The organism is Rhodoferax sp. U11-2br (genome assembly GCF_018619435.1).
Classification (GTDB): Bacteria; Pseudomonadota; Gammaproteobacteria; order Burkholderiales; family Burkholderiaceae_C; genus Rhodoferax.
Window position 1 is genome coordinate 23544 of record NZ_JAHFZF010000002.1, and the last position, 21560, is coordinate 45103.

A 21560-nucleotide genomic window follows, 5' to 3' on the forward strand; every position below is an offset into this window, starting at 1 on the left:
CTTATTCGATGACCTTGGGCACCAGGAACAGGCCGGACTCGACCGCTGGTGCACTCTGCTGGTTGGCGTCGCGCTGGTTGGGTTCACTCACCACGTCATCACGCAGGCGCAGCGCCATGTTGCCTGCCACATCGACCGGATGCGCCAAGGGCACCAGGCCCGTGGTGTCCACCAGACGCATTTTTTCAACCACGCCGAAAAAATCATTGAGTTGGGAGCACAGGCGTGTGCGCTCATCGGGTTGGAGACCAAGCCGCGCCAGATGCGCCAGACGGTCGATATCAGCAAGGGTCAGAGACATGGCTTTATTTTGGTTGCAACAGGGTGTAAATCAGGGTGTCAGCAACCCCTGGGCACGGCTTGTGCGGGGGTGATAGGGTATTATCCCGCCTTTGGACAGCAGTCCAAAACGGCATGGTTTATTGCCGAAATCCCACCATTTTGAACACATTACAGGGTGACAATCGAGCCGAAGCGCCGTTTGTACCCGAGAGGACCGATTCATGTTTGGAGCATTCCGTCAGTATTTCTCCACTGACCTCGCCATTGACCTGGGCACCGCCAACACCCTGATTTACGTACGTGACAAGGGTATTGTGCTGGACGAACCCTCAGTGGTGGCGATCCGCCACGAAGGTGGCCCCCAAGGCAAAAAGACCATCCAGGCGGTTGGCAAGGAAGCCAAAGCCATGCTGGGCAAGGTGCCTGGCAACATCGAGGCGATCCGCCCGATGAAAGACGGAGTTATCGCCGACTTCACCGTCACTGAGCAGATGCTCAAACAATTTATCAAGATGGTGCACCCGCGTTCGGTGTTTCGGCCCAGCCCGCGCATCATCATTTGTGTGCCCTGCGGCTCGACCCAGGTCGAGCGCCGCGCCATCCGTGAAAGTGCGCTGGGCGCCGGTGCCAGCGATGTGTACCTGATTGAAGAACCCATGGCGGCAGCCATTGGCGCCGGCTTGCCGGTGTCTGAAGCCAGCGGCTCGATGGTGGTCGACATTGGTGGTGGTACCACCGAAGTGGGCGTGATCTCGCTGGGCGGCATGGTCTACAAGGGCAGTGTGCGGGTCGGTGGCGACAAGTTTGACGAGGCCATCATCAACTACATCCGCCGCAATTACGGCATGCTCATTGGTGAACCCACCGCCGAGATGATCAAGAAGAACATCGGCTCGGCTTTTCCGGGCAGCGAGGTGCGCGAGATGGAAGTGCGCGGGCGCAACCTGTCTGAAGGTGTGCCACGCAGCTTCACGATTTCCAGCAACGAAATCCTCGAAGCCCTGACCGACCCGATCAACAACATCGTTTCGGCCGTCAAGAACGCGCTGGAACAAACCCCGCCCGAACTCGGTGCCGACATTGCCGACCGCGGCATGATGCTCACCGGTGGCGGCGCCCTGCTGCGTGACCTGGACCGCCTGCTGGCCGAAGAAACCGGCCTGCCGGTGCTAGTGGCTGAAGACCCGCTGACCTGTGTGGTGCGTGGCTGCGGTATCGCGCTGGACCAGATGGAACGTCTGGGCTCCATCTTCACCAGCGAATAATCACCGGGAGTCAGCGATGCCACTGGGTACGCTGGACAGATCACCGCCGCCATTCTTCCGGCAGGGGCCGTCTGCCCTGTCCAAATTGGTTTTTTTTGGTGTGCTGGCGGTGCTGCTGATGGTTGCAGACAACCGTTTCAGCCTCATCAAGCCGGTTCGTGCTGCCATTGCCACGGTGATTTACCCCTTGCAATGGACCATGCTGCAGCCAGTGATCTGGGCGCGTGACGGTGGCAAATACTTTGATGCGCTGAGCACATCCCAGGCCAACGAAGCGGCGGCGCAATACCAATTGGGCCTGCAATCCCAACGCGCCCAACAGGTGGAGCAGCTCGGCCAGGAAAATGCCCGATTGCGCGCCTTGCTGGGCCTGCGTGAACGGGCCAACACACCCGCCCTGGCGGCGCAGGTCCTGTATGACGCGGCCGATCCTTTTACCCGCAAGGTCATCATCGACAAAGGCGCGCTGGCAGCGGTGCAGGCTGGCTCGCCAGTGCTGGACGAACTCGGTGTGCTGGGCCAGGTCACACGTGTTTACCCACTGGTCAGTGAAGTCACGCTGATCACCGACCGCAACCAGGCCATTCCGGTGCTTAACGCCCGCACCGGTCTGCGCGCCCTGGCTTTTGGGGATGACACCCCGGGCAAGGGTTCACTGGAACTGCGTTTTCTGGACGCCAACGTGGACCTGCAAGCCGGAGACCTGTTGACCACCAGCGGTGTGGACGGTGTCTACCCCCCGGGGCTGCAGGTGGCACGGGTGGACAAAATCGAACGTGGCGCAGATTCTGCCTTCGCACGGGTGCGCTGCATCCCGGTGGCCGCTACCGCTGGCAGCCTGCATGTGCTGGTGCTGCAGCCGCTGACCGGGCACATCCTGGCGCGGCCTGAGCCCACCCCCAGCGTCCCAATTGCCAAAGCCAAAGGGGGTAAACCATGATGATGCCGCGTGGCCAGCAGTTGCTGTTGCCAGCCAATCCCTGGTTCATATGGGGCAGCCTGATCACGGCGGTGGCGCTGAACATGCTGCAAAACATGGGGCTGTGGGGGCGTGCCGCCTGGCTGCCGGATCTGGTGGCGTTGATCCTGGTGTTCTGGGCCATTCACCAGCCTCAGCGGATTGGGGTGGGGGCGGCCTTTTTGTTGGGACTGGCGATGGATGTCCACCAGAGCGCGTTGCTGGGTCAGCATGCTCTGGCCTACAGTGCCTTGAGTTTTCTGGCCATCGGTATTCACCGGCGGATTTTGTGGTTCTCGGTGCCAAGTCAGGCGCTGCAATTGCTGCCGCTGTTTGCCGCCGCACACGCACTGACCTTGATCATCCGGCTGCTGACCGGGGAGTATTTCCCCGGGTGGTCGGTGGTGTTGTCCCCGCTGATTGAGACCATACTGTGGCCGGTGGTGAGTGTGCTGTTGTTGCTGCCGCAGCGCCAGGCGCCAGACCGTGATGACAACCGTCCGCTCTAAACCATGACGGTGATCCGCAACGTTCAGGCCGAGCTGTCGCGTTTTCGCCTGCGGGTGTTGGTGGCCAGTATCGTGGTGGTGGGGTGTTTTGGCCTGGTAGCGGCACGGTTGGTGTACCTGCAGGTCACACGCCACGAAGACCTGCAGGCGCAGGCTGAAAACAACCGCACCGCCATCGTGCCGATCGTGCCCAACCGGGGCCTGATTCTGGATCGCAACGGGGTGGTGCTGGCCACCAACTATTCTGCCTACACGCTGGAGGTCACGCCATCCAAGGTGGCCAACCTGGAGCAGACGATCGATGATCTGGCCAAGGTGATTGACATCACACCGCGGGATCGCAAACGTTTCAAAAAATTGCGTGAAGAGGCCCGCAGTTTTGAGTCCTTGCCACTGCGCAGCCGACTCACCGACGAAGAGGTCGCCCGCTTTGGTGCACAACGCTACCGCTTCCCGGGTGTGGACATCAAAGCCCGCCTGTTTCGCAACTACCCGTATGGTGCGCTGGCCAGCCATGTGATCGGTTACATCGGACGCATCAACGCGGCTGAAAAAGAAGAGCTGGAAAACTCCGAAGACCCGGCCAATTACCGTGGCACCGACTACATCGGCAAACTCGGTGTGGAGCAGAGTTTCGAGCCCCAGTTGCACGGCATCACCGGTGTGGACTCGATGGAAACCTCAGCCGGTGGGCGCGCCACCCGGCGCCTGACCAGCCTGCCGTCGACACCTGGCAACACCATCAAGTTGTCGATCGACATCAAGCTGCAAAAACTCATCGAGGACCTCTATGGCGAGCGCCGCGGTGCGCTGGTGGCCATCGATCCCAAGACCGGTGAAGTGCTGGCCTTCGTCAGCAAGCCCACCTTCGACCCCAACCTGTTTGTGGAAGGCATCGACCAGGACAACTGGGCTTTGCTCAACGAGTCCATCGACAAACCTCTGCTCAACCGGGCATTGCGTGGCACCTACCCACCAGGCTCCACTTACAAACCCTTCATGGCCTTGGCCGCCCTGACCACCGGCAAACGCAACGCCAGCACATTGGTCAATGACCCAGGCTTCTACATGTTTGGCGGCCACCGTTTTGGCAGCCCCGAGACCGATCGCACCGGCATCATGGACATGCGCGCCGCGATCCTCTACTCCAGCAACGCCTATTTCTACTCGCTGGCCAACGAACTCGGTGTGGAGACGATGCACGACTTCATGGCCCCGCTGGGTTTTGGACAGATCACGGGCATCGACATCCACGGCGAAGTGCGGGGGGTGTTACCCAACCAGGCCTGGAAACGCAGCTATTTCAAACGCCCGGAACAACAAAAATGGTATGCGGGTGAAACCATCTCGCTCGGTATCGGGCAGGGTTACAACAGTTTCACCATGCTGCAGCTGGCGCAGGCCATCGCCACGCTGGCCAACGGCGGCTTCAAACACAAACCCAGGCTGGTGATTGCCACACAAGATGCCCAAACCCGGGTCGAGTCACCTCTGGCGGCCGATCCGGCGGTGAATCTGGGATTCAAACCGGAACATGTGGACACCATCCGGCGTGCCATGATGGGTGTGGCGCAAGAGGGCACCTCCTCGCGCGTTTTTGCCGGTGCCAGCTACCTCAGTGGTGGCAAGACCGGCACCGCACAAGCTGTGTCGCTGGGCAAAAACGAAAAATACAGTGCCATCCGCACGGAAGAGCGTAAACGTGACCACTCGCTCTACATCGCCTTTGCGCCAGCGGAAGACCCCAAGATTGCGCTGGCCTTGATTGTTGAAAACGCGGGGTTTGGTTCCACGGCGGCGGCCCCCATTGCCAGACGTGTATTTGACTACTGGCTGCTTGGACAATACCCCAGCGAGGAAGACCTGGCGGCCGTCAGCCGCGGTCAGGCCACAGCGCCGATTGGCAAACCACGATTGGCAAGCGAGGTGACTCTGGCCAGCGTTTCAGGCCTGCCCAATGCAGCCGCCTTGGCCGCCAGTGCGGCAGCCTCTCAGGCTGCGGGGGCGGTCAGTGCAGCCACATCGGGCGCCGTGGCTGCGTCCGCCGCGCCAGCCGCCAGCGCAACCAGCCCGCTCACGCGCAGGTGATTCGGTCGCGCCCGTCCTGCTTGGACCGGTACAGCGCAGCATCAGCGCGAGCTGTCAGGCTGTGGGTGTCATCCTCGGGCTGGGCCAGCGCCATCCCTCCGGACATCGTGACCGTCAGCACCAGCGCCTGGGTACGCCGGTCACGGATCTTGAGCGCCTTGGTGCGGGCACGTACCTGCTCAGCCACCTTGAGACACTCCTCCAAAGTGGTGTCGGGCACCAGCACGGCAAATTCCTCACCCCCGTAACGCGCCACACTCAGCGTTCCATCCGTGGGGAGACAGGTTTTGAACACCTCACCCACGGCTTGCAGCACACGGTCACCCTTGATGTGGCCATGGGTGTCATTGACGACCTTGAAATGGTCAATGTCAAACATGATCAGGCCGTGTTGACGCGCCTCGGTGGCTGGCCGCGCCAGCATCGCAGCCAGCCTCTGATCAAACCCTTTGCGGTTGAGCACCTGGGTCAGCGTGTCGATCAGCGACTCGTCGCGCACCCGGTTGAGTTCGTTCTGCAGGCGCTGGATTTCGCTCTGACTGCCCTTGACATCCGACTCCAGCGCATGGGCTGAGCTGCGCATACGTGCCGTGCTCTCCATCACCTGAAGCACCATCGGTGCCGTCAGTGTGTTGTTGAGGGTTTGCAAATTGGCGGCCAGGGTGTCGAGCTGCGCGCTGAATTGGTCAGCGCTGTTACCGGTACTGCCTGCGGCATCGGCCAGGGTGACCATGACCTTCTGCAACTCGTTGCCAATGCGCTGCATCGCCTGGGGATCCAGATCCGCCACATGGGCCTGGTACAACATCAACAGGTCATCATCGGTGAGCCGGCGACCACCGCGCATCAGCAGGTCCATCGCATGGTTCAAGCGGGTGTTGGTTCCAGCGGCGTACTCGAACCAGACGGTGTAGGTGAGTGGATTGAAGGCCGCATCGTGCTGGCCCATGCGCGCCAGCACGATGCGCAGCAGCTCGGCGCTTTGTTCTTTCGACTGTGAGTAGCGCAAGATCAACTTTCGAAGGAAGAGTCGACTGTCAAAGCCACCATGATAGCCACTCAGCGCAAAAAGGCGTCATAACTGGTCTTCAAGATGAGCGCACTGACCACCACCAGGAACACCCCTCGCACAAAGCCGGTGCCATGTTTGAGCGCCAGCCGGGTGCCCAGCAGGCTGCCCAGCACATTGGCCAAGGCCATCACCAGCACAAAGTGCCACCAGATGTGCCCTTTGCTGATGAACAGCACCAGCGCCGCGACATTGGTGGCGCAGTTCACCAGTTTGGCCGCCGCCGAGGCGCTCAGAAAGTCGTAACCCAGCACCCGCACAAACAAAAACACCAGAAAACTGCCTGTGCCCGGGCCAAAAAAGCCGTCATAAAACCCAATGACCAGACCAATCGCGGCCGCCGCCAGCTGCTCCTGTCCACCCGCAAAACGCGGTACATGGGTGCGGCCCAGTTCCTTTTTGGCCAGCGTGTAGAGCAGCACCGCCAGCAACACCAGCGGTAATACCTTGCGCAAAAAATCTGGTGAAACCACCGTCACCAGCCAGGCCCCGGCAAACGAGGCCACCAGGCCCGCCACGGCGGCTGGCCACAGGGCGACCCACCGTATCTGCACCCGGCGGCTGTATTGCCAGGTGGCAAAGGCCGTACCCCACAGCGATGCCCCTTTGTTGGTGCCAAACAGGGTGGCCGGGTGGGCGGTGGGAAAAGCGGCAAACAGGGCAGGCACCAGGATCAGGCCACCGCCACCAACGATGGCATCGACAAAACCGGCAAACAGACTGGCCAACGACACAATGAGTAATTCCATGGTGGCCATTGTCGCATTGGCCACGCCTCGGCCAGCTTCTTTTTGTATAGCTATTGACCCTTGTTAGATAAGGGATGAAAGCCTATTTTTCATATAACCCGGTCACCCCTCGATGGGCGGCGCAGCCATTAAAAAAGGCACCGGGTTTGCCGGTGCCTTGTCTCTGTTTTTTTGTGTGACCTCGTCGGGTCTGTCTCCTGGGGCCTCTCACCATGCCTGGGCGTAGCGCCCGGGTGATGGTTCAACTGTACGCGCCACAGCGGTCTGCGGCCATCGGGACATACCCTTTTCAGGTTTACCCTTGATCTGTGTCTAGGAATCGGGTGCCTTGTGGGCTTATGTGGCCCGCAGCCGCAAGACTACTTGGCCTCGCCCGTCACCACTGGCAAGCCCGCCCTGCTCCAGGCGATCAGACCACCCTCCATGTTCACCGCCTTGGTGAAACCGGCCCTGGTCAGGATCTCCTGGGCACGGGCCGAGCGTTGACCGCTGCGGCAGAACAGCACCACCGGCTGGTTCTGGTGGGCACGGATCTCGGACAGGCGGCTCTCCAGCTGGCCCAACGGAATCAGCATGGTGCCGGGCGCATGGCTCTGGGCGTATTCATGGGGCTCCCGCACATCAATCACCAGCGCACCCTGGCTTTGCAGGGCGGCGACCTGCTTGACATCGACGCTGGCCACACCGGCCCAGGTGCCAACCGAAACGGTCAGCACAACACCCACCCATGCGGACTGAAGCCACTTTGTGCAAGTCATGCGGTTCACCTTGTTTGGAAAATGGGTCCAACACTCACAGGTCAAATCTGACGCCCTGCGCCAGCGGCAGCGCGCTGGAGTAGTTGATGGTGTTGGTGGCTCGGCGCATGTAGGCGCGCCAGGCGTCCGAGCCACTTTCGCGGCCACCGCCGGTTTCTTTCTCTCCACCAAAAGCACCCCCAATTTCAGCACCCGAGGTGCCGATGTTCACATTGCTGATGCCACAGTCCGACCCGGCCGCCGACAGGAAACTTTCCGCCTCACGCAGGTCGTTGGTGAAAATGCTCGACGACAGGCCTTGCGGCACGTCATTGTTGAGCGCGATGGCCTGGGCCAGCGTCTGGTAGCTCAGGATGTAGAGGATGGGCGCAAAGGTCTCGTGGCGCACCACCTCGGTCTGCACGGGCATCTCAACCAAGGCGGCGCTGACGTAAAACGCCTGCGGGTACTGCGCTTGCAACACCCGTTCACCCCCGGTGACCACCCCCCCTTGCTGGCGCGCCAGGACCAACGCCTGCTGCATGGCCTCAAACGCGGCCTGGTCGATCAGCGGGCCCAGCAGGGTGCCAGGCTCGGTGGGTGCACCGATCCTGAAACTGGCGTACGCCTTCTTGAGCCGCGCGACCAGATCACCATAAACATCCGCATGCACGATCAGGCGCCGTGCGGTGGTGCAGCGCTGGCCCGCCGTACCCGCTGCGGCAAAAGCCACCGCACGCACCGCCATGTCCAGGTCGGCACTGGGCGCCACAACGATGGCGTTGTTGCCACCCAGCTCCAGCAGGCTGCGGCCAAACCGTGCTGCAACTGCCTGGCCCACGGCCCGGCCCATGCGGGTGCTGCCGGTGGCCGACACCAGCGCCACTTTGGGGTGGTCCACCAGCGCCTGGCCAACATCAGCGTGACCCAGCAGCAGCTGGCTCAGGTCGCGGCTGAGCTCCGGTTGGCCAAAACGCACACAGGCGCGCTCAAACAGGGCCTGCACCGCCAGTGCACACAGAGGCGCTTTCTCGGACGGTTTCCAGACCACCGCATTGCCACAGACCAGCGCCAAGGCCGCGTTCCAGGCCCAGACCGCCACCGGGAAGTTGAAGGCGGTGATGACACCCACCGCACCCAGCGGGTGCCAGGTTTCCATCATGCGGTGGCCGGGGCGCTCGCTGGCCATGGTTGAACCGCAGAGCTGGCGCGACAGGCCCACGGCGAAGTCGCAGATGTCGATCATCTCCTGCACCTCACCCAGGCCTTCGGAAGAGACTTTGCCCACTTCCAGCGTCACAAGCTGACCCAGGGCCTGCTTGTGGGCACGCAACTCCTCACCCAACAGGCGCACCAGTTCACCACGCTGCGGTGCGGGCACCACACGCCAACGCAAAAAAGCACCATGGGCACGCACGGCGGCATGGGCCACCTGGTTCAGGGGTGTGCTGTGGACCTGGGCCAGCAGCTGGCCGTCGATCGGCGACACCGTGGCCAGGTCACCGCCTTGCAACACGTGGGGGTCCACGCCCAGAGAGGCCATCAGTTCGGTGACAAAGGTTGGCATGATTGCTCCTGAAAAAGGTGCTATTAGCCCTGATTTTATAAGGTCTAGAGGCCGTTTTATCCACAATACTTCGGCTGACTGGGTCAGCCAGCGCCGCTGCGCCCAGAGGCCAACTCAACCAATCGACTCGACCTGGCGCGACTGCTGGTAAGCGCAACCAAAGCGGTTAGCCAGCAGGTCGGGCAGGGCCACCTGCTCCTGTTTGATGAAGCCCGACTGAGGCAGCTTTTTCTCACGGAACAGATCGATGGCGCCGCAGATGCCGGCCGCCGTGGTGATCTGGATCGCACTCATCGGGTTGGTCTCACTGCGGTCAGCAAAAATCTTGCGGGCAAACACCTCTTGCATGAACTTGCCGTCACATTCACCACTGACGGTCACAAACACCAGTACCACGTCCTGCATCGTGAGCGGCACGGATTTGCGCAGGATCGCCTTGAGGGTTTCCTGGTCGTGCTGCATGCCCAGCTCCTGCAGCAGCATCTTCATGATGGCGCCGTGGCCGGGGTAACGCACGGTCTTGTAGTCCAGCGTCTGGACCTTGCCCTTGAGCGTGTCGCACAGGGTGCCCAGGCCGCCGGAGGTGTTGAAGGCCTCGTACTCGGTGCCGTCCAGGCTGAAATGTTCCATGCCTTCGAGCGGCAGCACCTCGATCACGTTGCCGTCCCGGATGGCTTCGCAGGGGTGGCAGTACTCGTTGATCAGGCCGTCCACGCTCCAGGTCAGGTTGTACTTGAGCGAGTTGGTGGGGAAGGCCGGCAGCGCACCGACACGCATCTTGACCTCGTGCAACTCGGTGAACTTCTGGCTCAGGTGGTGGGCCACGATGCCAATGAAACCCGGCGCCAGCCCACACTGCGGCATGAAGGCGGTTTTAGCGCCCTCGGCCAGGGCCATGATGCCGCGTGTGGCGGCCACGTCTTCGGTCAAATCAAAATAGTGACATCCAGCGGCCTTGGCCTGGGTGGCGACAGTCAGCGCCAGGTGGTAGGGCAAGGCGTTGATGACGGCGTCATACCCCGTCATGCTGTCACGCAATTCAGCCACGTCCGAGGTGTCGATCAGCGCCGTTTCCACCGGCAGGTGGGCCAGTGCCTTGAGCGCCACCACACTGCAATCCACCACCTTGACGGTGTAGTCACCACTGTGTGACAACCAGGCCGCAATGGTTTGACCGATGTGACCGGCACCCATTAAAACAACACGCATGACTTGCTCCTTGAACATGGACGAGATGGACCCAGTTTAGGTCTCCTGTGTGTCGAAAGTGGTAGTTTATTGGACATAATTGCTTTTAAAACAGACACTATGATGACCATATTGTCATAACGTCAATTTTTAAAAGCCATGAACCCAAGCAGCTTGCCCACTCCACCTGTTCTGCGCGACGCCCTGGATCGCCAACTGCTGGCGCTGTTGCAGCTCAACGCGCGTGAATCGGCCGCCAACCTGGCGCGCCAGCTCGGAACCGCACGCACCACGGTGTTGTCGCGCCTGAACCGCCTGGAGCGCGAAGGCGTCATTGCCGGCTACACCGTGCGCCTGGCGCAAGACATGCTTAACCAGGGCCTGCAGGCTTTTGTTGGCCTGACGGTTCAGCCTAAGGCCGGGCGTGGCATCGAGGAGCAGCTGCAGCGCATGCCCGAGGTGCGCCAGCTGTGCGCTGTGAGTGGCGAGTTTGACTATGTGCTGCTGCTGCGCGCCGAATCGGCAGTGCGGCTCAACACCCTGCTCGATGACATCCGCAACCTCGAAGGTGTGGTGAAAACCACCACCTCGGTGGCACTGGCCTGGAAGATCGAGCGCACCTAAAGAAAAAGAACGGCGGCCCCGCGCCAGCGCAGATCGGCATCTGTGCACGTTCTGGCCTTTCACCCAATCTCTGGCACGGTCCTTGCAGAAAAAGTAAAATACTGTTTCGTTTTTTGTAAATCGTTGGAACAGGCCTCTGCCTGCCATAACCGAGAGTCTTCCCGCCATGCGTACCAACCTCCCCGTGAGCCAGCAGGAATTCCAGTTTCCAGCTGCCGAAACCCTGCTGTCGACCACCAACCAGAAGGGCACCATCACCTACGCCAATGCGGCGTTTGTGCGCACCAGCGGTTATGCAATGCATGAGCTGATAGGCCAGCCGCACAATTTGGTGCGCCACCCGGACATGCCGGTGGAGGCCTTTGAAGACATGTGGCGCACCCTCAAAGAGGGTCAATCATGGCGCGCGGTGGTGAAAAACCGGCGCCAGAATGGGGACCACTACTGGGTTTGCGCCAACGCTGCACCAATGCGGCGCAAAGGCCAGCTCACCGGGTATCTGTCGGTGCGCACCCATCCCCCGCGCCAGGAGATTGATGCCGCTGCGCAGCTCTATGCCCGTTTCAAGGCGGGCAAGGCGACCGGGCTGGCGTTCCACAGGGGCTTGGTGGTGCGCACCGGGTTGATGCGCTGGACCAGCAGCTTGCAGCTGCTTCCCACCGCCTGGCGTGTGCGCCTGCCGCTGCTCGGTGTGGGTCTGGTCACCGGTTCGGTGCTGGCCAGCTCAGGTTCGGGTCCGGCGGTGCTGCTGGTCAGCGGTGCTGCGCTGGCTCTGAGCCTGTTGCTGGCCGACGTCTTCATGGAACAGCAAATCACCACCCCCCTGCGGCACATCAGGGCGGCTGCACAACAGGTGGCGACCGGTGAATCGGCGCCCGACCTCAACCTCAACCGGGTGGACGACATTGGGCAAATCGCCCGCTCCGTCAACCAGTCCGGTCTGAATCTGCAGTCTCTGGTGGCCGATGTGTTTGAGCAGGCCTCGGGCGTGCAGGTAGCCAGCCAGGAAATTGCGGCGGCGGCCAGCGACCTCTCCGCCCGGACGGAGCAAGCTGCCTCCAACCTCGAAGAAACCGCGGCGGCCATGGAACAGCAAACCGCCTCGGTCAAGCAAAACGCAGACACCGCCCTGCATGCCAGTTCCCTGGTGCAGAACGCCACCGAGGTGGTGGCCCAAGGTGGCAACAACATGGATCTGGTGGACGCCACCATGACACAAATCACCAGCGCCAGCCGCAAAATAGCCGACATCATCAGCGTGATTGACGGCATTGCCTTCCAGACCAACATCCTCGCTTTGAACGCCGCGGTCGAGGCGGCCCGGGCCGGAGAGCAGGGCCGGGGGTTTGCCGTGGTGGCCTCCGAAGTGCGTAGCCTGGCTGGCCGCTCAGCCGCAGCGGCCAAGGAGATCAAAGCCCTGATCGACGACTCGGTCCGACAGGTCGAGAGTGGCTCGAAACTGGTGGCCCAGGCCGGCCAGACCATGGCCGACCTGGTGAGTCAGGTCAACCATGTCAACGACCTCATGCGCGAGATCACACTGGCATCCAAAGAGCAATCACAAGGCATTGCTCAAGTCGGGCAAGCGGTGGCCCAGCTCGACGACATGACACAACAAAACGCCGCCATGGTGGAGGAAAGCAGTGCGGCTGCGGCCAGCCTGGGTGAACAGGCCCAGCGTCTGGTGGGTGCGGTCAAGGTGTTCTCGTCATAGCACGGTACAGTGCGGCCCATGACAACCCAAATCTCTCTCATCGGTGCACCCACCGACATTGGCGCGGGCAGCCGCGGTGCCAGCATGGGCCCCGAAGCCCTGCGTGTGGCCAACCTCATCCCGGTGTTACAAAGCCACGGTCTGGATGTGATCGACCGGGGCAATCTGAGCGGCCCCAGCAACCCCTGGTTACCACCGGTGGATGGTTACCGTCACCTGGACCAGGTGGTGGCCTGGAACCAGGCGGTGCACAACGCGGTGTATGCCGAGTTGCAGAATGAGCGCCTGCCGATCCTGCTTGGCGGTGACCACTGCCTGGGCCTGGGCTCCATCAGCGCGGTGGCCCGGCATTGCCGTCAGGTGGGCAAGAAGCTGCGCGTGTTGTGGCTGGACGCACATGCCGACTTCAACACCAACGCCTTGACCCCCAGCGGCAACATCCACGGCATGCCGGTGGCTTGCCTCTGCGGCTACGGGCCGGACGTGCTGACCAGCATCGGTGGCCAGGTGCCTGCGATCAACCCCAAATGGGTGCGCCAGATTGGCATCCGCAGCGTCGACGCCGGTGAAAAACGCCTGGTGCACGAAGCCGGTCTGGATGTGTTTGACATGCGTTTCATCGACGAGATGGGCATGCGTGCCGCGATGGAGCTGGCACTGGCGCTGGTGGACGCCAACACCCACCTGCATGTGAGTTTCGACGTCGATTTTCTCGACCCCGACATCGCGCCAGGTGTCGGCACCACGGTGCGTGGTGGCCCGACCTACCGTGAGGCCCAGCTGTGTATGGAGATGATCGCCGACACCGGGCGACTGGCCTCCCTCGATGTGATGGAGCTCAACCCGGCCTTTGATGTGCGTAACAAAACCGCCGAGGTCGCGGTGGACCTGATCGAGTCGCTGTTTGGCAAAAGCACCCTGATGCGCAAAGCGGCGGCCTGAGCGCATTCACTGGGTCAGAAGCTTTCCCATTCACCTTCGGTACTGGCTTGTGCTGCGGGCGCCTGAGGCGTCGGTTTGGGCAAGGCCTTGGCGGTCGGACTGGCAGCTTCTGACCGCCCGGGTTTGGCTGCTGACAGTAACTTGGGCCGGGCTGTGCCAATGGGCTGAGGTACCGGGCGACGCGGCGGCGCCTGTTTGGTCGGCACCGACGGCCGCGCCCCAGCGGTGCTGCTGCCCTTGAAAACAGCCACGGTTTGCACCAGCTCCTGGGCTTGTGTACGCAAACCACCGGCAGCGGCGGCCATCTGTTCTACCAGCGCGGCGTTTTGCTGCGTGGCCTGGTCCATTTGTGTCACTGCTTCGCTGACACTGGCCACACCGGAGGCCTGTTCACTGCTGGCAGCGCTGATTTCGCCCATGATGTCGGTCACGCGGCGGATGGCGTCAACCACCTCGGTCATGGTGGTGCCAGCCTGGTCCACCAGCGTGCTGCCCAGCTCCACCCGCTCAACGCTGGTGTTGATCAGGGTTTTGATCTCTTTGGCGGCCTCGGCACTACGTCCGGCCAGGGAGCGCACCTCAGACGCCACCACCGCAAACCCCCGGCCCTGTTCCCCGGCGCGGGCCGCTTCCACTGCCGCGTTCAAGGCCAGGATGTTGGTCTGGAAGGCAATGCCGTCGATCACACTGATGATGTCACCAATCTTGCGCGAGGCTTCGTTGATGCCGCGCATGGTTTCCACCACCTGTCCAACCACTTGTCCGCCCTGAGCCGCCACACTGCTGGCGTTCATGGCCAGCTGGTTGGCCTGGCGGGCGTTGTCGGCCGACTGGGTGACGATCTGGGTCAGGCTGGCCATGCTGCTGGCGGTGCGCTGCAGGTTGCTGGCGGTCTGCTCGGTGCGGTCACTCAGGTCCTGGTTACCACTGGCTATTTCTGCGGCGGCCAGCTCAATGCTGTGGGAGCCGGTACGTACCGCCGACACCGCAACGTCCATGCGCTCCAAAGTGGTCTTGAGGGCCTGACTGGAGGGGGTGCCTGTGGCAACCCCGGACACATTGAGCGAGATGCCATCGGTCTGGTTGATGCGCGATACCAGCACCGCCAACTCTTCCCCGGCCTGCGCCGCACGCGCCATGCCGGTCACCAGCACAATTTCGACGCCCGACTGCACCACCACATACACCGCGTGCAGGACAATGACTTTGAAGTTGGGCTCTGTCAGGCAGTACAGGCCATAACCTGCTGCTTGCAGGCGGTCAAACAACACATGGTGCACCGCGTACATGGCGGCACCAAAAATGATGATGCGCCAGTCCCGGTACACCAGCAACAGTGCCAAGGTGACGAACACCCCAAAGTGGAACTCCAACATGCCTTGCGCCAGCTGGATATGCAACACCACCAGGCCCACCAGCACAAAGGTCAGCACAAAGCGGCTCAGCGTCGTGCCTTTGGCGCTGGCATACACCACACCCGCCAGCAACACAAAAGCCACTGTTGCACCCACCGCGAGCGCGGTGTCCACAAACTGGGCGCCCAGAATCAGCGCCGCTACCGCGCTGAGCCCAATGGCCAGCAAAATGATCCGGTCACCAAACGTGTCTACCGGTGTTGTGTCTGCCACGTTGTGGGTCATGTCTGTCTCCTGGGTATGCCGGTGGGTGGTCAGGTGCCACGAGCCGGTTGGCCCGGACTATGCCACAACGACTACCCCCTCTTGGGCACCGCAGCCACCTCAACCCAATCGCTGCGTTCCTTGTGGCTCACCCCGCCAGCAAAGCCGCATTCCCCCCCGCCGCCGTGGTGTTGATGGTGATGGTCTGCTCGGCGCAGAATCGGTACAGGTAGTGCGGGCCACCGGCTTTGGGGCCGGTGCCTGACAGGCCTTCGCCGCCAAACGGCTGCACCCCCACCACCGCGCCGATCTGGTTGCGGTTGATGTAGACGTTGCCAATGTGGGCGGCGTGCGCCAGGGCTTGAGCGCGGCTGTCGATGCGGGTCTGGATGCCAATCGTCAGGCCGTAACCGAGTCCGTTGATCTGCTCGATAACTTTGAGCGGGTCACCGGTCCAGCGCACGATGTGCAACACCGGGCCAAAAATTTCCTGCTTCAGGTCGCTGATGTTCGCCACCTCATAGGCTTGCGGCGCAATCAGGTTTGCAACTTTATTTGTAGCTGCTTGCGTTTTTTCTGATTGGGCTGGAAGGCGTTTTGCCTCTGAGTCCAAACGCTTCAGCTGTTGCTGGATACCAGCAAAGGCCTCGGCGTCGATCACCGGACCCAGATCGGTGGCCAAGTCGGACGGGTCACCCGTGACCAATTCGCGTGCGGCGCCGCAGATCATCTCGATCACATGGTCGGCAATTTCTTCGTGCAGGCACAGCAGGCGCAAGGCTGAGCAGCGTTGGCCCGCGCTACGGAAGGCCGACTGCATCACCGCGTCGCACACCTGCTCGGGCAGCGCGGTGCTGTCGACCAGCATGGCATTGATGCCACCGGTTTCGGCGATCAGCGGCACGATGGGGCCATCTTTGGCGGCCAGCGCCCGGTTGATGGTTTTGGCAACCTGGGTGCTGCCGGTGAACACCACACCGGCCACACCCGGCGCGGCCACCAGGACGGCACCGACGGTTTCACCCGGGCCGTGCAAGAGCTGCAACGCACCTTCGGGCACGCCAGCGGCGTGCATCAGTTTGACCATCGCCAGCGCCACACCAGGGGTTTGTTCGGCCGGTTTGGCCAGCACGGTGTTGCCGGTGACCAGGGCGGCGGCGATCTGGCCGGTGAAGATGGCCAGCGGGAAGTTCCAGGGACTGATACAAACCCAGGCGCCACGGCCCGTCAAAAACAGCTCGTTGCTTTCACCGGTGATGCCCAGCACCGTGTTGCCCTCTTTGCCCGGCAGGGTTCGCGGCTGCATGATGGCCTCGGCCTGGGTCGCGTAATAACGCAGGAAGTCGATGGCTTCGCGCACCTCGCTGATGGCGTCGTTCCAGGTCTTGAAAGCTTCTTTGACCAACAAGGCACAGAACTGCGGCAGCTGGGACTGCAGCGCATCGGCAGACTTTCGCAGCGTGGCGGCGCGCTCAGCCACCGCCATCTTGCTCCACGTTTTGTAGCTGGTAGTGCTTATTGCTAGAGGGCCAGAGACCAATTTGGCATCAAACACCGACACACTGGGCACCTGCGTTCTGGCGTAGGCGGCCAACAGGCTGTCGCGCATCGCGGGCACGGTCAGGTCCAGGCCGCCGCTGTTGGGACGCTGTGTGCCAAACAAGGCCAATGGCAGAGGCAGCGACGGATGGGGTTCCTGGCGCAGCGGTGAGACCAGCAGGTCAGCAACCGGCAGGGTTTCATCAGCAAGCTGGTGCACAAACGAGGAGTTGGCGCCGTTTTCCAGCAGGCGGCGCACCAGGTAGGCCAGCAGGTCCTTGTGGGCGCCAACCGGGGCGTAGACGCGGCAGGCGATCTGCGGATTTTTGAGCACCTCGTCGTGGACGCCTTCACCCATGCCGTGCAGGCGCTGCAATTCAAACGGGGCACCTGTCTTGTCTGCCATCTGCAAAATGGCGGCGATGGTGGCGGCGTTGTGGCTGGCAAATTGCGGGTAGAGCGCGTCGGGCGCCTCCAGCAGCGCCTTGGCACAGGCCAGGTAGGACACATCGGTGTGGTGTTTGTGGGTGAACACAGGGTAGTGGGGCAGGCCCAGCTCCTGGGCGCGTTTGATTTCGGCGTCCCAATACGCACCTTTGACCAGGCGGCACATCAAGCGCAGCTTGTACTGGCGCGCCAGGGCGATCACATGCTGGACCAACTCCAGCGCATTGGTTTGGTAGGACTGCATTGCCAGGCCAAAACCGCGCCACTGCGGGCAGTGCTCGGCCACCTTGGCCAGCAGCGCCTCGAACACGGCCAGCGAGAGTTCCAGGCGCTCCACCTCTTCGGCGTCGATGGTCAGGTTGATGTTGGCGCGCGCCGCTTGCTCGCACAGGCCCCAGACGCGTGGCACCAGCTCGGCCAAAACCCGGTCCACCTGGGCGTATTCATAACGCGGGTGCAAGGCGCTGAGTTTGATGGATATACCATCATTATCCTCACAAGCCCCTGTCGTGCTTGAGGTGGTAGCTATCGCGGCAATAGCATTTTGGTAACTCTTCAAATGGGTCAGCGCATCGGCATCGGTGCGAGAGCCTTCACCCAGCATGTCGTAGCTGTAGCGCAAATTGGGTGTCTTCTTTTTGGCCGATACCGCTTCAGCCATGCCCTCAGCCATGGTCTGGCCCAGCACAAACTGGCGGCCCAGCAACTGCACCGCACGCAAAGTCGCAGCCACCACGGTGCGCGCGCCCAGCTTGGCCAGCAGACCGGGTTCACCAGCCTTGCCACCCATCGTGGGCAGGAAGTGTTTGCTCAGCGCGATGGCAGTGCTCGACAGGCGCGAGATCACCTTGTCGCTGCTGCCCTCAAAGTCCGCGCGGCCCAGCTGGTCGGCGGTCAGCGCGATGGCGGTTTCAGCATCGGGCACACGCAGCAGGGCTTCGGCCAGACGCATCAGGGCCAGACCCTCGGCACTGCTGATCGGGTACTCCTTGAGCAGGCTTTCCATCGCCCAGAACGGCGGTGGGTTGTCGCGCACCGCCTGCACCCAGGGTGCGGCCACGCGGGCCACGGCCACCCAGTCCAGCGCTTGGCCCAGGGAAGTCAGCCGCTGGGCAACGATGGCGGCTTCGGGACGATACGGTTCAGGCAAGCGTTGGGTCAGCAACATGGGGAAAACTCCGGCAACAAATAAAAGCGCTATGTTGTCGGTTTATATGGTGAATTTTTCACCTTATTTTTGATTTGATATAGTGATTAATTCATCTATCCGGCGTTACCGGGCATGTTGAGACGCTCTGACCGCCACTGAGACAAGACAAATCCCCGAACACCATGGAACTCGACCGCATTGACCGCAAAATCCTGCACGCCTTGCAAGAGGATGGCCGCATCAGCAACCTCAAACTGGCCGAACTGGTCACCCTGTCACCCACCGCCGTGCTGGCGCGGGTGCAGCGGCTGACCAAAGACGGCGTGATTCAAGGCTACGAGGCGCGGCTGGACCCGGTCAAACTGGGTGCCGGGCTGATGGTGTTTGTGGAGGTGCTGCTGGACAAAACCACACCCAACGTGTTTGAGGCCTTCAAGGCAGCGGTGCAGGTGCGCGCCGAGATTTTGGAGTGCCACATGGTGGCCGGTGGCTTTGACTACCTGCTTAAAACCCGCATGGCCGATATGAATGCCTACCGCGAGTTTGCTGGCACCGTGTTGTGGCAGCTGCCGGGTGTGCGCGAGACACGCACGTATGCGGTGATGGAAGAGGTCAAGAACACCACCCACTTGCCGGTGTAACCGGCCCCCGGATGGTGCTGCGCCAGCTCAACAGGTGTGTTGCGCTGGCGCTTAGGGGTTTAGAACTTCGGGAAATGGAACTTCGGTGGCACACCCATGCGGGTGTTGATGACCCACTGCTGGGCAATCGACAAGATGTTGTTGGTGATCCAGTACAACACCAGGCCCGAGGGGAAGAAGAAGAACATCACGCTGAAGGCCAGCGGCATGAACCACATCATCTTGGCTTGCAAGGGGTCTGGCGGTGCCGGGTTCAGCGAGGTCTGCAACACCGTGGTCAGCGTCATGATGATCGGCAGGATGTAGAACGGATCGGGTGAGGACAAGTCATGGATCCAGCCCAGCCACGGTGTGTTGCGCATTTCCACACTCGACAACAACACCCAGTACAGCGCAATGAACACCGGAATCTGGATCATGATCGGGAAGCAGCCGCCCAAGGGGTTGACTTTCTCCTCGCGGTAGATGCGCATCATCTCCTGCTGCATCTTTTGCGGGTTGTCCTTGAGGCGCTCGCGCATCTCGGTCACCTTAGGATTGACCGCCTTCATCTTGGCCATGCTGGCATAGGCCTTGGCATTGAGCCAGTAAAACGCGATCTTGAGCAGCAGCACCAGCGCCATGATCGACCAACCCCAGTTGGCAATCACGCTGTGCAGCTGGACCAGCAACCAGTACAGCGGCTTGGCCAGCATGGTCAGCCAGCCGTAGTCCTTGACCAACTCCAGACCCGGGGTCAGGGAGCTCAGCACACCTTCTTCTTGCGGGCCGGCAAACAAGGTGGTGTCGAGTGTCTTGCGTTCACCCGGTGCCAGCTCGGCCAGCGGTGCAATCATGCCCACCGAGTACAAATTGGTGTCAACCTTGCGCAGGAACAGGTCACGGTGGATGCCATCACCGAGCAGCCAAGCGCTGGCAAAGTAATGCTGCACCATGGCCACATAACCGTTGGTAGCGGTTTTTTCGACATCGACCTTGTTCTTCTCGATGTCTTCAAAGGTCACTTTTTGGTACTTCTTGGCATCGGTGTAAATCGCCGGGCCGGTGAAGGTGGAGTAGAAGCTTGACTCACCCGGCGGCTTGTTACCGTCACGCACCAATTGCAGGTACAGCTGAGGCACCACGGGCGAGTTACCCACATTCACAATCTCGTGTTTCACCGCCAGGGCATAACTGCCGCGTTGGAAGGTGTAGGTCTTGACCAGCTTGACACCACCAACCTCAGGTGATTCAAACCGCACTTCGAGCGACTGGCTGCCGTCTTTGAGGCTGCGCTCACCGGGTGCCAGGGTCATCACGGCCTTGTGGGTGGGCAAAGCCGGGCCGCCGTTGGCCGCAATCAGACCCGACTGGGCCAGGTAAACCCGCGATGGGCTGTCATCGAGCAACACAAAGTTGCGGGACTTGTCCGCCATGTCGATGTGTTTGAGGAACTCGGTACGCACCACCGAACCACCTTCGGTGTCAAAGGTGACCTTCAGCACATCGTTCTGGACAACCACTTGCTCATGCGCGACTTTCGCCACATCTTGTGCAGGCAAACCGCTCGTAGCCTTGGCTATATCTGAGCTATTAGCTGCAGTATTTGCAGCAGTGGGTACCGCGCTTGGCACGCCACTGGCCGGAGTTGCGCTGGCACCTTGGGCCACCACCGGGGTCGGGCTCGGGAAAAAGGTCGTTTTTCGCCCGTTGTAGACCTGCCATTGGTCCCATAGCATGACCAGAGACATGCCAAAGACCACCCACAACATAGTGCGCCGAATATCGTTCATGAAGACTTCTTTTCAGGGGAAGTTGAGATCAACCGGGTCAACAGGCGACGCGGAGAAACAGTGTTGGGCGGCGGGACGGGGTCGAGCCCCCCCTCACACCAAGGATGGCAACGCCCCAGACGCCTGAGCGTGAGGTAGCTGCCTTGGGCCGCACCATGGGTTTGCAAAGCTTGCAGGGCATACGCAGAACAGGTCGGCTCAAAACGACAAGCCGACCCCAGCGACGGGCTCAAAAACAGCCGGTAGCCTTTGACCAGGCCGATCAACAGACGCGCCATCATGGCTGTTGCGGGCGTGCTGCCACGGCCCGAGCAAACAACTGCTGCAACTCACTGCGCACCGCCGCTTTCAGCACCTCAGATGTGGCACTGACAAAGTGCTGGCGATCAAAACCGCTGCGCAGTCGCACCACATGGGCAGACCGCGTCAGGGAAGAGGCAAAGTCCTGACTCACGGCGTACACCTGGCGCTTGATGGTATTGCGGGTGACCGCACGTTTGGCCCAGCGTTTGGGCACCATGGCGCCCAGCCAGACATCGTCCACCGCGAACAGTGGCTGACGGGCTTCATCGGTTTGGTTGGCATGCAGGGCCACGCAATGCAAGGCAAAGTGAGGGGTTCGCGCCAAAGTGGAGCCAGCCAATACCGCCTGGAACTGTGGGCGGTTTGCAAGACGCTGCAAGGTCAGGCCGCGTGGAGA

General features: G+C 61.5%; 19 protein-coding genes. 8 read left to right on the plus strand and 11 right to left on the minus strand.

The window, feature by feature from the left end; translation table 11 throughout:
* Window position 1: 1 nt before the first annotated feature.
* Window positions 2-301 carry an Asp-tRNA(Asn)/Glu-tRNA(Gln) amidotransferase subunit GatC gene (gatC, locus tag KKO72_RS01430; RefSeq protein ID WP_214934763.1) on the minus strand — a complete coding sequence of 100 codons (300 nt, stop codon included), beginning with the start codon at window positions 299-301 and terminating at the stop codon, window positions 2-4.
* A gap of 202 nt (window positions 302-503) precedes the next feature.
* On the opposite strand from gatC, the gene KKO72_RS01435 reads away from it, so the two are divergent.
* From KKO72_RS01435 to mrdA, 4 genes are read left to right on the plus strand one after another with little or no spacing between them, the layout of a single operon-like run.
* Window positions 504-1547 (plus strand): rod shape-determining protein, encoded by a 1044-nt coding sequence (locus KKO72_RS01435; protein WP_078364883.1) that lies wholly within the window; start codon window positions 504-506, stop codon window positions 1545-1547.
* Window positions 1548-1563: 16 nt separating this feature from the next.
* Window positions 1564-2487, plus strand: a complete 924-nt coding sequence (gene mreC / locus KKO72_RS01440; RefSeq protein WP_214934765.1) for a rod shape-determining protein MreC — start codon at window positions 1564-1566, stop codon at window positions 2485-2487.
* The gene (gene mreD / locus KKO72_RS01445; RefSeq protein ID WP_214934767.1) at window positions 2484-3014 is read left to right on the plus strand and encodes a rod shape-determining protein MreD; all 531 of its coding nucleotides are present in this window, start codon (window positions 2484-2486) and stop codon (window positions 3012-3014) included. The genes mreC and mreD overlap by 4 nt, the downstream gene beginning before the upstream one ends.
* 3 nt (window positions 3015-3017) lie before the next feature.
* Complete coding sequence (gene mrdA, locus KKO72_RS01450) at window positions 3018-5102, plus strand: penicillin-binding protein 2 (RefSeq protein WP_214934769.1); 2085 nt, start codon at window positions 3018-3020, stop codon at window positions 5100-5102.
* On the opposite strand, the gene KKO72_RS01455 is transcribed toward mrdA, so the two are convergent.
* From KKO72_RS01455 to KKO72_RS01475, 5 genes are all read right to left on the minus strand, one after another.
* Complete coding sequence (locus KKO72_RS01455) at window positions 5089-6111, minus strand: diguanylate cyclase (RefSeq protein ID WP_214934771.1); 1023 nt, start codon at window positions 6109-6111, stop codon at window positions 5089-5091. The two genes, mrdA and KKO72_RS01455, sit on opposite strands and share 14 nt — an antisense overlap.
* 50 nt (window positions 6112-6161) lie before the next feature.
* On the minus strand, window positions 6162-6920 hold the full coding sequence (locus KKO72_RS01460; RefSeq protein ID WP_214934773.1) for a TSUP family transporter: 759 nt from the start codon (window positions 6918-6920) through the stop codon (window positions 6162-6164).
* Between the two features lie 359 nt (window positions 6921-7279).
* Entirely contained in the window at window positions 7280-7678 is a 399-nt protein-coding gene (locus KKO72_RS01465; RefSeq protein WP_214934775.1) for a rhodanese-like domain-containing protein, read from the minus strand.
* A gap of 34 nt (window positions 7679-7712) precedes the next feature.
* A complete protein-coding gene (locus KKO72_RS01470; protein ID WP_214934777.1) occupies window positions 7713-9224 on the minus strand; it encodes an aldehyde dehydrogenase family protein in 1512 nt (503 codons plus the stop codon).
* Between the two features lie 114 nt (window positions 9225-9338).
* Window positions 9339-10433: a saccharopine dehydrogenase family protein gene (locus KKO72_RS01475; protein WP_214934779.1), complete on the minus strand. Its 1095-nt coding sequence runs from the start codon at window positions 10431-10433 to the stop codon at window positions 9339-9341.
* A 138-nt stretch (window positions 10434-10571) separates the two neighbouring features.
* Here KKO72_RS01475 and KKO72_RS01480 point away from each other — a divergent pair, with 138 nt between their 5' ends.
* The 3 genes from KKO72_RS01480 to rocF all read left to right on the plus strand — a co-directional run bounded on the left by KKO72_RS01480 (window position 10572) and on the right by rocF (window position 13692).
* A complete protein-coding gene (locus tag KKO72_RS01480) occupies window positions 10572-11036 on the plus strand; it encodes an Lrp/AsnC family transcriptional regulator (RefSeq protein WP_214934781.1) in 465 nt (154 codons plus the stop codon).
* Window positions 11037-11202: 166 nt separating this feature from the next.
* Window positions 11203-12750, plus strand: coding sequence for a PAS domain-containing methyl-accepting chemotaxis protein (locus tag KKO72_RS01485; protein WP_214934783.1), 1548 nt, complete (start codon window positions 11203-11205; stop codon window positions 12748-12750).
* A gap of 18 nt (window positions 12751-12768) precedes the next feature.
* Entirely contained in the window at window positions 12769-13692 is a 924-nt protein-coding gene (gene rocF, locus KKO72_RS01490) for an arginase (protein ID WP_214934785.1), read from the plus strand.
* A 14-nt stretch (window positions 13693-13706) separates the two neighbouring features.
* Here rocF and KKO72_RS21230 read toward each other — a convergent pair whose 3' ends face one another.
* Entirely contained in the window at window positions 13707-15332 is a 1626-nt protein-coding gene (locus KKO72_RS21230; protein ID WP_214934787.1) for a methyl-accepting chemotaxis protein, read from the minus strand.
* 127 nt (window positions 15333-15459) lie between these two features.
* The gene (locus tag KKO72_RS01500; protein WP_214934789.1) at window positions 15460-18465 is read right to left on the minus strand and encodes an L-glutamate gamma-semialdehyde dehydrogenase; all 3006 of its coding nucleotides are present in this window, start codon (window positions 18463-18465) and stop codon (window positions 15460-15462) included.
* 164 nt (window positions 18466-18629) lie between these two features.
* On the opposite strand from KKO72_RS01500, the gene KKO72_RS01505 reads away from it, so the two are divergent.
* Window positions 18630-19088, plus strand: coding sequence for an Lrp/AsnC ligand binding domain-containing protein (locus KKO72_RS01505; RefSeq protein WP_078364897.1), 459 nt, complete (start codon window positions 18630-18632; stop codon window positions 19086-19088).
* Window positions 19089-19147: 59 nt separating this feature from the next.
* Here KKO72_RS01505 and yidC read toward each other — a convergent pair whose 3' ends face one another.
* From yidC to KKO72_RS01520, 3 genes are read right to left on the minus strand one after another with little or no spacing between them, the layout of a single operon-like run.
* Window positions 19148-20860 carry a membrane protein insertase YidC gene (yidC, locus tag KKO72_RS01510; RefSeq protein ID WP_214934791.1) on the minus strand — a complete coding sequence of 571 codons (1713 nt, stop codon included), beginning with the start codon at window positions 20858-20860 and terminating at the stop codon, window positions 19148-19150.
* Window positions 20857-21141: a membrane protein insertion efficiency factor YidD gene (gene yidD, locus KKO72_RS01515; RefSeq protein WP_078364899.1), complete on the minus strand. Its 285-nt coding sequence runs from the start codon at window positions 21139-21141 to the stop codon at window positions 20857-20859. Before yidD ends, yidC begins: the two co-directional genes overlap by 4 nt.
* Window positions 21138-21542 carry a ribonuclease P protein component gene (locus tag KKO72_RS01520; RefSeq protein WP_214934793.1) on the minus strand — a complete coding sequence of 135 codons (405 nt, stop codon included), beginning with the start codon at window positions 21540-21542 and terminating at the stop codon, window positions 21138-21140. Before KKO72_RS01520 ends, yidD begins: the two co-directional genes overlap by 4 nt.
* Window positions 21543-21560 lie beyond the last annotated feature (18 nt).